Source organism: Symmachiella macrocystis (assembly GCF_007860075.1).
In the GTDB taxonomy this organism is placed as follows: Bacteria; Planctomycetota; Planctomycetia; order Planctomycetales; family Planctomycetaceae; genus Symmachiella; species Symmachiella macrocystis.
In genome coordinates this window covers 3155809-3167882 of sequence record NZ_SJPP01000001.1, presented here as the reverse complement: position 1 = coordinate 3167882, position 12074 = coordinate 3155809, and the positions used below count along the sequence as shown (strand labels likewise).

Sequence of the window (12074 nt, the reverse complement as noted above, 5' to 3'; positions counted from 1 at the left end):
CGCTCCTTCTTCGCTGAGATGGTCGTAGTGTCCGCAAACTCGATTTGTAGAGAATTAAGAATTAGGGGTAACTCTCGTCGACCGCCATCGCAGCTGCCTTCCGAGTCCGCTTGGGGGGGGGTAAAGTTGGTACACGAGCCGCCGGCACTTCGACCGTTGGCTGAGGGGGTTTGCTGTTCCAAGTAATCATGCTTGTCGTAACTCGCAGCCAGTTGCATAACCACCGAAAGAGTGAACGATGCATCGTTCCTCGTCCAAGCGGAATCAACTTAACCAGCCACGGAGTCAGGAGCTGTTCCTGATTCTTGCGAACAGAATTGATGATTTGGTTCGCCAGTTTTTTCGGTGTCAGCATCGGAGTAAACCGCGGCGTGCACACGCCGGCGAACATTCCCGTTCCGACATAACTGGGGCAGACGGCAGTGACGCCTACGTGTCCATGCCCGTTGAGCCGCAATTCCTCGCGCAACGACTCGGAAAAACCGAGCACGGCCCATTTGCTGGAAGCATAGGTTGCCGCATTGGGCAAGGCGATCATGGCTGCGGCGCTGGCGATGTTCACGCAGTGCCCTTCACTATTTTCCACAAGATCCGGCAAGAAGGCGTGTGTCACGATCGCCGGTCCCAGGGTATTGACGCGATAAGTCGCCATATGTTTTTCGATGGGGACATCCATGAATGCGCCGCCGAAGACGACGCCCGCATTATTGATGAGGATGTCGATACTCCCGACACTTTCCCGCACTTGATTGCGGACCGCTTTCACGGAGACCGGGTCCGAGACGTCCATACGATAACCGACTGCCGTATGGCCGGCGTTGGTCAAATACTCAACGGTTGACTCGACACGCACTAAATCCAGATCGGTGACGATGATCGTCGCCCCTTGCATGGCGAATTGCAGTGCTAGTTCACGACCTAGGCCGTGCCCGCCACCGGTGATCAACACTCGTTTTGCCGTCAGATCCCGCATGATCGATCCTCGTTTATAATGTGATTCATTTGTTGCGTTTCTGAAGCAAGTCCATCCGTGTCCATGATTCCTTTTATCAACATCACCGTTATTCTTTACGTCACATTCGTTATGTACGCAAATCTTTACGCAGCACCTTGCCTAAAAAATTGCGAGGCAAGTCTCCGTCGGCGATTTCGATCTTCCGTGGTTGCTTGTGTTTCGACAGGTGTATTTTGCATTGATTCAAGAACTCTTTGCGGTCAAACTGCACACCGCGCTCTAAGACCAATATGGCTTTGACGATTTCACCTCGGTCAGGATCGGAGACGCCGACCACCGCCGCGTCTTGAATACCTGAAAACTGTTTGATCACTCGTTCCACATCCGATGGATAAACATTAAATCCGGATGTAATGATTAAATCCTTTTTGCGGTCCACGATGCGAAAGAAGCCTTGGTCGTCGCAGACTGCCAAATCGCCCGTGTACAACCAGCCATCGCGAATCGCGCCGCTGGTTGCCTCGGGGTTGTTCCAATAGCCAACCATGACTTGCGGAGCGCGGACCGTGATCTCACCCACTTCGCCCGGCGCAACCGGTCGAAACCCTGTATCGGCGTCGACGATTCGTACTTCGGTGTCCGGCAACGGCATACCAATTGTTCCGGCCCGCGCAGACCCGTCCAACGGACCGGCATGCGTTACGGGACTGGCCTCTGACAGACCGTATCCTTCGACAACAATCGCACCGGTATGTTCGGTGAATTCTTCAGCCACGCTAGTTGGCAGCGGAGCCCCCCCCGACATGCAGTAGTTGATCGACGTATAATCTCCCTTGCCGTCGCGCATCAATTTGTTCAGCTGACACAACATGGCAGGCACGGCGTGGAAGACCGAAGGTCGTGCGGTTTCGATCGCCCGCAAGACCCGGCGGGGGACGAATCGGTGCTGTAACACCAATGTGGCCGCCATGGCTGTCCCCGTCATAGCGCAGGTGGTTAAGCCGTAACTATGGAAAAACGGTACGACCGCCAAGACAGTCTCTTCAGCCATCGTCGCACCGCCCCAATGGTGCAATTGCCAAGCATTGGCGACGAGATTGCGGTGGCTGAGCACGACCGCCTTCGGAGCGGCTGTGGTCCCCCCGGTGGGAAGAATAAATGCCGGATCATCGAGAGAATGGTTTTGGATCGGTTGGAATATCGGGTTGCCTTGAGCGAGTTCTTTCGCCAAATTCCGGCAACGGTTGTCCCACGCTTTGCTGCGGATTCCCAATCGTACGATACGAGCAGCCTTATATGCCAATTTTTGCAACAACGGCAATCGATCAGCGATTGTCGTCAGCAAGACGGATTCGGGTTGATACTCGCCGTCGAACAATAATGGCAACAACATGTCCAAACCGATAACGGTCTTGCACTGTGTCGTCTTCAGCAAAGCAGTGACTTCGCCCGCAACCATCAGGGGGCTAACGGCGACAACAACGCCGCCGGCCATCCAAATGCCGTTTAAGGCGACCAGCATCTCAGGAGTGTTGGGCAACAACACGCCCACGCGATCACCCGGCTTGATCCCCGATTTGACGAGCACATGAGCCATCTGTCGCGCGGCTGCAAAGAGCTCCGCGTAGGTCATGCGTTGGTTATAGTAGTGACAGGCGACGCGATCGCCGTAATCAGCAGCGGTCCGCTCCAGAAAGCCCCAGGCAGGGATTTGCGGATACTGCAGCGAGGCTGGAACGCCCTCGGGATAATGATCCAACCACGGAGCAGTCCGTGATCGTTGTTCGATTTTGGTGCGTTGGGAAGTTACGGCCATCGTGTTCCCTCCGATGCTTCAGCGGTCGCGCCACAATCCAGAACAGAACTGTGGCTTTGCTCCCCCCACTCTGTAAGATAGGGGCGGAACATTAACCGAAAGCAGGAATTAAGGCATCACCAATTTTCACAGGCGCAAAAAACAATCCTCCATGGCACGACAGGGTGCCATAGTCAACATACACAGACATTTGCGGACGTCGAACTGATTCCTTGTTCGACACGCCACAAGTTTACCCAGCCTGGGACGATTCGTCAGAAACAACGATTTGGAAATGATTTACAACATGTCACTTCAAACCCAAACGACTGAAGCCGTCTGCCCGAAGCATGTGAGACAGAGATGACTTCTCCATCACAAAAGATGTGGCAACGAACCGAATGCTGATATCATCCGATTACAAATTTTCAAAAAAAACTACGGCGGGCGGCTGCGTCCGCAGATGGACTGACATCAGTGCCGGAACAACAATAGCTTTCTGCCGTCTACCGTGAATGATCGCACTGACATCTCTAAAGTCAATCCTTCAGTCAACAAAAACGGCATTCGCCATTAAAAACGTACGTTACAAATTCCCGCACGTCAAATCGGCCCCGGCGACCGTCGGCCTTGTTGTGTTCACTGCGAAGTCGCAAAATGTCGAACCTGATTTGAATACCAACTCTTTCCACAACACTCCTACTCTATTCTCATGCAAAACTCTGAAATCGCGCGCGCGTTTGATGACCTGGCCGATCTTTTAGAAATCGACGGCGCCAATGCATTTCGCTTGCGGGCTTATCGCAATGCGTCGCGACTAATCACCGATCTCCCGGAGTCCATGACGGCGATTGTCGAGGACCCCGACCGCTCCCCCAGTGAGCTGCCCGGGATTGGCAAAGATCTCGCGGAAAAAATCGTGACGTTGGTCGAAACCGGCATCTTGCCTCAACTCGATGAGATGCGGGACAAGATCCCACCGGGAGTTGTGGAGATGCTGCGGTTGCCCGGCATGGGCCCCAAAAAGGCAGCCATCTTGTTTCATGAACTCTCCATCACAACGCTGGAGGATTTGAAGCAAGCCGCTGAGCAAGAACAAATCCGCGCGCTGAAAGGGTTCGGTAAGAAGACCGAAGAATCGATTTTGGAAGGATTGGCACACGCACAGCAATCCGCCGGACGTGTCTTTTTGGCCGATGCAAAAATCCAAGCCGACGCCATCCTCGAATCGCTATCGCAGCTACCCTCGGTTCAACAAATCGCTGCAGCGGGCAGCTTGCGGCGGCGGCGGGAAACCGTCGGTGATTTGGACGTGTTGATCACAGCCGACGACTCCACCGAACCGATGGACGCGCTGGCAGAGCACGAGTTGGTGGAAAAAGTTCTTGCCCGCGGAGAAACCAAACAGCGTGTCCGACTGCGATCCGGTTTAGAGATGGACCTGCGGGTCGTCCCCGCAGAATCGTACGGGGCTGCTTTACAATACTTCACCGGCTCCAAGGCACATAACATCGTCGTCCGCCGCCGCGCCCAGGAACGGGGTCTGAAGATCAATGAATACGGCGTGTTTCGCGACGATGACGCCGTTGCGGGACAGACCGAGGAAGACGTCTACGCCGCCGTCGACCTGCCATGGATTCCACCGGAACTGCGCGAGGACCGATGGGAATTTGAATGGGCAGAGAACAATCAGCTGCCAACGCTGATCGAATTAGAAGACATTCGCGGCGATTTGCACATGCACACCACCGCCACCGACGGCAAGGCTTCGATCGCTGACATGGCGGCCGCTGCCAAGGCGCGCGGGTTGAAATACATCGCCATTACCGATCACTCAAAACGAGTCACCATGGCTCGCGGTTTGGATGCCAAGCGGTTGCGCGCTCATTGGAAAGAGATCGACAAGGTCAATGCCGAGACCAAGGGGATAGAGATCCTCAAAGGCATTGAATGCGATATCCTTGAGGATGCGACACTCGATTTGCCCGATGACGTGTTGGCCGAAGCGGATTGGGTGATCGCCGTGCTGCATTATGGTTTGAAACAGCCACAGGAACAGATTCACAAACGGTTGCTCACAGCGATCCAAAACCCGCATGTCTCCATCATTGGGCACCCGACTGGACGTCTGATCGGAAAGCGACCGGGAGCGGAGATGAACATGCAGGAGATCCTCAAAGCGGCCGCCGATCACGGCGTGATGATGGAGATCAATGCGCACCCCAGTCGATTGGATCTCGACGACGTCGCCGCCGCAGCGGCAAAGGATCTGGGCATTCCCATCGTGATCAGCACCGACGCCCACTCCACAACCGGCTTCGACGTTCTACAGTACGGCATCTACCAAGCTCGTCGCGCGGGGCTCGAGAAAAAAGACGTGGCCAACACGAAGACGTGGGGGCAGTTTAAGAAGTTGTTGCGGTGAGTTCCTAGCCTCGCCGGTTGTCACTCGAAAGTGCGACGATACCATTGCGACCTTTACCGTTTCCTTCTGCGGCGTTTGTGAATTTCTTTGCGGCGACAAATCCATTTCCGCTCTAATCGGTACCAACGGACCTTTTCGGCAATTGTGGCGTAAATGATCGCTGCGACTAACAAAATTGCAAACGCCAACAGGAGTACGAAGGTCAAATTCGAGAACCATCCCAAAACCGTCTCGAATGGATGTTTGGAAGCCATTTTGAGCGTCTCGATTCTTCCATTTTGCCTTCGTATTTAAATTTCACCCAACGGTATGGCTATGGTCGAGGAAGGTCAACTTTTTAGCTGCCAACCTCGTTTAGAATTCCCCAAACCCTTAGAAAATCTGCGGGAATTCGTGTTGATTTGTACGAGTTCATAGAAAATTTCAGCATCAACCCTAGTGTCGTCAGCAGAGGCAATTTGCGGTGGTTTTGGTCCGTTGGATTGGTTCGCCCAACCCTGCACAAATCACGCCTTCCGCGTTGACGCGTCCTGCGGCAGGGGCAACAATGACAGGCGGAGGTTGCGGCACGTCGCGCGCGGCCGGCGGAGGGGAGAAAACGTAATGGGTGTCATGCGATTCGTTGTGCCTCAATGCGAATCGCTTAGCGATTGGCCCGAGGTGTTTCGCGCCTATTCCAGCGGACTGGATCGCAGCGTCTGGCCGACCCGCATCGAATTTGACGGACAGTCCATCGTTTGTCGGCGGCAAAACTCCGAAAGCAGCCGGATGCACGTCGCTTGGCCGGTTCAGGACTTTGGCCGTCCCATGCTGGCGACCGCCATGCTCCCCGAACGCGAAGCCCCTTATGTCTTGGCCGTCGAATTAGCCCGCGGCAAAATCGTCCAGGTTCGCAATCTCCGCGCGGAATTAACTCAGGCCGATTTGACCTTGCCGCCTGAGTATCATCAGCGGTATGCGCAGGCTCACCGCGAATTTGGACACGCAGCCAGTTGCCAGGATGATGTCGCTAATGCAACCGACGCTGCCAATCGAGCCATTCACCACGCCTGCCACGCCGCTGAACTGTTGGCCCGCGCCTACTCGCAACAGTTCCTGGAATCGCGACATCAACAATACGACCAACTGCCGACCTCGCTGGGCTGCCGATTGGACAATCAAATCCCTGAGGCGCCGGAGCAGGAGTTATTCTGTTCCGCTTTCAATTCAGCATCCGTGCCAATCGAATGGCAGTTGGTGGAGCCGATCGAGGGGCAAGCTGATTGGACCGTATTCGATGCGCAAGTCGAATGGTGTATGGAAAACCGATTGGTCATGCGGGGCGGACCGTTAATTGATCTCTCCCCGCGCGGATTGCCGAAATGGCTGTGGGAATGGGAACAGGATTTTTGGAACCTGCAGAGTTTTGTCTGCGACTTTGTGGAGACAGCTGTCTCACGGTACATCGGCAAAATCCGCATTTGGGAATTGGCCGCCTGCGCCAACAGCGGCGGCGCACTGGTGCTCAACGAAGAACAGCGTTTGACCCTCGTCGCCAAGGCATTAGAGGTCGCGCGGCATATCGATGAAGAAGCGCGTTTCGTGATTCGCATCGACCAGCCTTGGGGAGAATATCAGGCCCGCGGGCAACACCGGCTCTCCCCGCTACATTTTGCCGATGCTCTCGTGCGGGCCGGGCTGGGACTGTCAGCGCTCAATCTGGAAATCGCTATTGGTTATCGTCCCCGCGGGACGCCGTCTCGCGATCTGCTTGATTTTTCGTCGATGATTGACCGTTGGTGTGCATTGGGAATCCCTCTGCACATCACCTTGGCATTTCCCACCAGCGACCAGCCCGATCCGCTGGCAGACAGTGATTTGGAAGTCGACCGCTCCGCCTGGAAACAACCGTGGAGTCCCACCGCCCAAGCCCAGTGGTTCGACATGCTACTGCCGCTGTTGATCGCTAAACCGGCCGTCGCCGCAGTCTACTGGGCACAATTCTCCGACGCCACGCCACACACCTTCCCGCATTCCGGTCTGATCGGCCCTGACGGGATCGCCAAGCCAACCTTGCAACACATGATCGACTATCGCCGCAAGCACTTGAAGTAACGGTCTTGTCCGCGTGTGCCACGTGACTATAACGTAGCGCCGCAGAACTTATTTCTTCAATGCGTGACTCACTATGACTGCCACAATCGTGCGGTTTCGTAACGACCTGCGGATTGATGATCACCCGGCGTTGACCGCAGCTCTCCAACGCAATCAGCCGGTGATCCCGGCCTTCGTTTGGTCCCCAGACGAAGCGGGTGATTGGGCGTCTGGGGCAGCAGCGCGGTGGTGGCTTGACCGGTCACTGCGGAGTCTCGCTGCGGATTTGCAGCGACGTGGTTCGCGGTTGATCATCCGCTCCGGTGACGTCCATAAGGAAATCGCTAAGCTAGTCGAAGAAACCACCGCAGATGCCCTCCATTGGAGTCGCGGCTACGAGCCGGCGCTTCTGGAAAGTGACCAGCAACTGGAAACGTCGCTCACCAAACGGGGAGTGGAAGCCGTCTCCTACAGCGGACGGCTGCTGTTTGAACCGGACGCCGTGCGGACGAAACAGGGGAATCCTTACCGGGTATTCACGCCGTTTTGGAAAGCCTGTTTAAATCTTGACCCGCCGCGCGAGCCGCACTCCGCACCCCGCAAAATACCCGCTCCGCAAGACTGGCCCGCATCGGCGTCGATTGATTCGCTCGGATTGGCCCCCCAACGGGATTGGGCCGACCAGTTCTCCCAGCGCTGGCAACCCGGCGAGCAGGGAGCGAATCAAAAACTAAAGCGTTTCCTAAAACAGGCCGTTGCTGATTACGAAACGGGTCGCGACCGGCCGGACGATTACGGCACCTCCCGCATGTCGCCGCACCTGCACTTTGGCGAAATCAGCCCGCACAAAATTTGGTATGCTCTGCAAACGCAAGGCAGTGACGGTTCCCAAGCCTACTTGCGGGAGCTCGGCTGGCGGGAATTTGCGTATCACGTGCTTGTCAATTTTCCTGAGACCCCGGACCAACCATTGCGGTCCCAGTTTGAAAACTTTCCCTGGCAGCACAATGCAAAAGCACTGCGGAAGTGGCAGCGTGGGCAAACCGGTTACCCGATCGTCGATGCCGGTATGCGCGAACTGTGGGCAACCGGCTGGATGCACAATCGCGTCCGCATGATCGTCGCCTCGTTTCTGACTAAAGATCTGCTGATCGATTGGCGGGAAGGCGCGGGCTGGTTCTGGGACACACTGGTCGACGCCGATCTGGCCAACAACACCATGGGCTGGCAATGGACCGCCGGCAGCGGCGCCGACGCCGCCCCCTATTTCCGCATCTTCAACCCCGTCCGCCAGGGAGAAAAATTCGATCCCGCTGGCGACTATGTACGTCAGTGGGTGCCGGAATTAAAATCGCTACCGAAGAAATGGATCCACAACCCGTGGGATGCCCCCGCGGACGTATTGGCTGATGCGGGCGTTGAGTTGGGCGAGGATTATCCGCAGCCGATTGTGGATCATGGCGAGGCGCGGAAGGCGGCGCTGGCGGCTTATGAGGAGATTAAAGCAACGTAGGTAGATGCGAGAAACAAAGAGATGAGTTGCCATGACTGTCTACACTACAGGATACGCGATTGATTTAGAGGCGATTTCATCCACACCTCGGTCAGAGGCAGTAGGTATTGTGGAAATTGCTCTCGACGAATTATCAGCAACAGGGGATTTGGTCGACGATGACGTGATTACACTTGAAGTGATATTTGGATTGCGGGAAGTCTTGTCCATTCCAAAACGCATTGACCTCGCAGTCGCGTTTCGTTGGTTCTGCAAGAACTTTGGTGTTGTGCTTCCAGGGACAATGTGCGGTGTTTACGTTTTGGAAATCGACACGGCGCTTCTAGATGGAATACCTCCGTTCGGATTCCCGGCAGGCGACGAGAATGTCTCGCATATCGCACTCGCCCAAGTGAAACAAGAGCGTGAGAAGTTGGCAGGATGCGTTGAAGAGATTGCGACAATCGACACAGTCGAAGACCTGAGTTGGTTGGCCGACGAGAGGCGTACGTTTCTGAAATGGCTGGACATCTGCATCGAGAAGGATAAGGATCTCCTGGTCACACAGGCTTAGCACCGTAGCTCAGGCAGTCGCCAGACGCGCTCGACCTGGGACCGTCAACTACGCAAGCCCTCAGACAGCCAATTCACCCATGCGCTATGAGGAATGCATTGATAGAGATTCATCGTTCCAATTCCAAATACAGGAATAATCCAAAGCAAGACTGCAGGGAACATACCGTCGTGCGCACCCCATAAACAAACAATCGGAATAGCGAACAATGCACCAATAGACCAAACGCTAATGATCAGTTTGCAAAACGTATTCAGCTCGGGAACAATTAGAAACGGGGTGAAGAACATCATGGTGGAAGCCATGAAAAAAGGCCCGAAATGCACAGGAGCCATGACGATCAGAGAACTCCAGAAAAATGTGATATCATATCCCTGCCAATGACCCGGATCTGCTAACCCCCCTCGTCCGTGCCCATTGATCATTGTCAGTGGCATTGACAAGAGAAAACAGAGGAACAGAACCAGTCTTGCAGGGTATAAATATTTCATGACAGGATGCACCGTAGGTCAGACTCCCGCGTGACGCGCACGACATGGGAACGTCAATTGCACGAGTTATCAGTTGCTGACTCGACCGAATCACTGGTCGCTATGCTACTTTATTTTGCCTCAAATTGTGTTCGCGAGATTCTCCGAATCAGATTTTATCTGCAATCGACGTCCCGTCGGCGAGCCCTCCCCAAGGTTGGCCGCTCCAGTCCCACAACTGATCGAGAGCAATCCGCTGTGGTGGCCCAAACCCAAGACTCGAAACCGCGCCGCGTGACAAATACATCACGTTCGTGGTGCGAATTCTCGCTGCAATAAATCCGTCATCAATATCATGAGCAGAGAGAATCATGACATCCCGACGAACGTCACGCGCGATAAATCGAGACAGTACACATCCATCGCGATAGATCTTGCGATGTCTCCGTTTCATCAAATAACGGAAAAGGTTCTTGATTGGCTTCAGCATGATTTCTGAGTGACCTAATGCTAGATCACTTGCCTCTCTCCTCCCCAAACCGCTCATCAACAATCGGCGTCTCCGCCGGCAGCGGGATGCGATTCAAGTCGACGATTTTGCCATCGACAATCAACTCAATGTAGATCGTGTCGGCCCGCCACCATGCCCTGTGCAGTTTTGCATTCTTGGGAACCACGGCCCGCTTGTTCTTTTGGACCGCATTTGCGGGCGGCGTATGTATACAAACTCCGGCATCGCCTTTGCCGTCCAACCAAAAACTGGGGCCGCGCCGCAGCACAATCGGTGCTCCTTCGGTTTTGACCTTCAGGATGTGTGGCCACGCTGCTTCGAATTCTTCGCGCGTTGAGAAAGGGATCGCATAATGCAACTGTGGTAGCATCGGTCCTTCCAGGGTCCGCGCCTGCTTGCGGAGCGGCTCTAATTCCTGGGGCCAATCTTTCGGCCAGTCCCCGCTGTCTTTCACCGAATAAATGGCGTACAGCGGGCCGGCGGAAAGAATCAAGATCGCTGCTAGCAGCGGAATCGCGCGTTTCATTGTGATCGCTCCAATGAGAATGTGACCGGGGGAAGCTCTTGATTCTGACGCAGTACTCGCAGTAATGGTTCCGGAAATTCTACGGAACTTCGACCCCATTGAATAGACGAGCCTGCCTCATGCGAGCGAGGCAGCACAGTCAACTCGCCAAGCATCTTGCAACGAGACCGGCTCTGTTTCAGAAAAGGACCTGAAAAAATTTGACGCGGCGATTTTTCTCCTGTACCGTTGGTTTCAATGTGATAAGGCGGTGGAAATCATCGCATTGTAAAAGCAAAAGTCTAAGTGCTGCGCATGCACTAGTCGTTATCTTTTTCTTTCAAATTAGGATGCTCTTCATGTCTGACACGCTCAACGATGGAGATTCTCTGAAGCCCACAACGAACACCGAACCGCAGGGGGATGCTGGAACATTGGTTTCCTGGACGATCAGCAACAGCGACGGGAGTAAGTCACATATTGTGCATATCGATCCTGCGGGCATGACTTGGGCCTTGGGGATGAAAAAGCCCGAGGCATTCGGGCAACTCGTTGGCAGACTGGCGGCTCAGCCGGATCAAACCGCCGCTTTGATCGGAGAACAAAAAGGCGGACAGCATCTGTCGCGTAACGACATCGCCCGCGTGACTTATGTAGAAGACCTCAAGCAGTTGGCGATCACCGACAAGGCCGGAAAAAAACAGAAGATCGCAAAAGGAGACGACGACGAGCAGAAACAGGTCTTTGAAGCAGTCGGACAACACCTCGGCGGCAAGGTCAGCGAGGAAGAGGCCGACGCTTGGTCGGTCATACAGGGGCCGTTGGTTACGTTGGCAATCTTCGCCGCGATCGGTGGATTCTTCATCTACTTCACCACAATCTCCGACCCAAACTACGAAGCCACCGGCCGTCGCAGCGGAATGAAGCAATTGATGAATTGGCTCGGCTACACCATCGGCCCCACCTGGGCCTCGGTCATCGTGGGTGCCCTGATGCTACTGATCATTTCCTTAACGGTCTTCCAACTCGTGAAACGCCCCACGCGGCAGGTCTTGGAGTTGTGATTGCTTGGCGTGAGATCGCTAAGCAATACCCACCAAGCGGCCGCCTAAGGAGGTGGCTGAAGTAGGGAGAGACTATTGGAATACTCCGATTTGAGTATTGTTCAAACGGATGGTAGCACGACCGTCAGGCTACCCATGCCGTTACCTTATTCCCCGGTCCCCGAGTGGATTTTGTCACTTGATTTTTTTTCGTTCGTCGCCATTCCGGTA

Annotated in this window: 11 protein-coding genes; 5 read left to right on the top strand and 6 right to left on the bottom strand. The window is 54.7% G+C overall.

Annotated elements, in window-relative coordinates:
• Positions 1 to 61: 61 nt before the first annotated feature.
• Entirely contained in the window at positions 62 to 973 is a 912-nt protein-coding gene (locus CA54_RS12200; RefSeq protein WP_146371036.1) for an SDR family oxidoreductase, read from the bottom strand.
• 109 nt (positions 974 to 1082) lie between these two features.
• Positions 1083 to 2771, bottom strand: a complete 1689-nt coding sequence (locus CA54_RS12195; RefSeq protein WP_146371035.1) for a long-chain-fatty-acid--CoA ligase — start codon at positions 2769 to 2771, stop codon at positions 1083 to 1085.
• Between the two features lie 691 nt (positions 2772 to 3462).
• Between CA54_RS12195 and polX the strand changes: the two genes are divergently transcribed.
• A complete protein-coding gene (polX, locus tag CA54_RS12190; RefSeq protein ID WP_146371034.1) occupies positions 3463 to 5175 on the top strand; it encodes a DNA polymerase/3'-5' exonuclease PolX in 1713 nt (570 codons plus the stop codon).
• A 53-nt stretch (positions 5176 to 5228) separates the two neighbouring features.
• Here polX and CA54_RS12185 read toward each other — a convergent pair whose 3' ends face one another.
• Positions 5229 to 5429 (bottom strand): hypothetical protein, encoded by a 201-nt coding sequence (locus tag CA54_RS12185; protein ID WP_146371033.1) that lies wholly within the window; start codon positions 5427 to 5429, stop codon positions 5229 to 5231.
• 349 nt (positions 5430 to 5778) lie between these two features.
• Between CA54_RS12185 and CA54_RS12180 the strand changes: the two genes are divergently transcribed.
• The 3 genes from CA54_RS12180 to CA54_RS12170 all read left to right on the top strand — a co-directional run bounded on the left by CA54_RS12180 (position 5779) and on the right by CA54_RS12170 (position 9314).
• The gene (locus CA54_RS12180) at positions 5779 to 7269 is read left to right on the top strand and encodes an endo-1,4-beta-xylanase (protein ID WP_146371032.1); all 1491 of its coding nucleotides are present in this window, start codon (positions 5779 to 5781) and stop codon (positions 7267 to 7269) included.
• Positions 7270 to 7342: 73 nt separating this feature from the next.
• A complete protein-coding gene (locus tag CA54_RS12175; RefSeq protein ID WP_146371031.1) occupies positions 7343 to 8761 on the top strand; it encodes a cryptochrome/photolyase family protein in 1419 nt (472 codons plus the stop codon).
• A gap of 31 nt (positions 8762 to 8792) precedes the next feature.
• The gene (locus tag CA54_RS12170; protein WP_146371030.1) at positions 8793 to 9314 is read left to right on the top strand and encodes a hypothetical protein; all 522 of its coding nucleotides are present in this window, start codon (positions 8793 to 8795) and stop codon (positions 9312 to 9314) included.
• 44 nt (positions 9315 to 9358) lie between these two features.
• Here CA54_RS12170 and CA54_RS12165 read toward each other — a convergent pair whose 3' ends face one another.
• The 3 genes from CA54_RS12165 to CA54_RS12155 all read right to left on the bottom strand — a co-directional run bounded on the left by CA54_RS12165 (position 9359) and on the right by CA54_RS12155 (position 10821).
• Complete coding sequence (locus CA54_RS12165) at positions 9359 to 9805, bottom strand: hypothetical protein (RefSeq protein WP_146371029.1); 447 nt, start codon at positions 9803 to 9805, stop codon at positions 9359 to 9361.
• Positions 9806 to 9953: 148 nt separating this feature from the next.
• Entirely contained in the window at positions 9954 to 10274 is a 321-nt protein-coding gene (locus CA54_RS12160) for a hypothetical protein (protein WP_146371028.1), read from the bottom strand.
• Positions 10275 to 10299: 25 nt separating this feature from the next.
• Positions 10300 to 10821: a hypothetical protein gene (locus CA54_RS12155; RefSeq protein WP_146371027.1), complete on the bottom strand. Its 522-nt coding sequence runs from the start codon at positions 10819 to 10821 to the stop codon at positions 10300 to 10302.
• A gap of 338 nt (positions 10822 to 11159) precedes the next feature.
• Here CA54_RS12155 and CA54_RS12150 point away from each other — a divergent pair, with 338 nt between their 5' ends.
• Positions 11160 to 11864, top strand: coding sequence for a hypothetical protein (locus CA54_RS12150; RefSeq protein ID WP_146371026.1), 705 nt, complete (start codon positions 11160 to 11162; stop codon positions 11862 to 11864).
• Positions 11865 to 12074 lie beyond the last annotated feature (210 nt).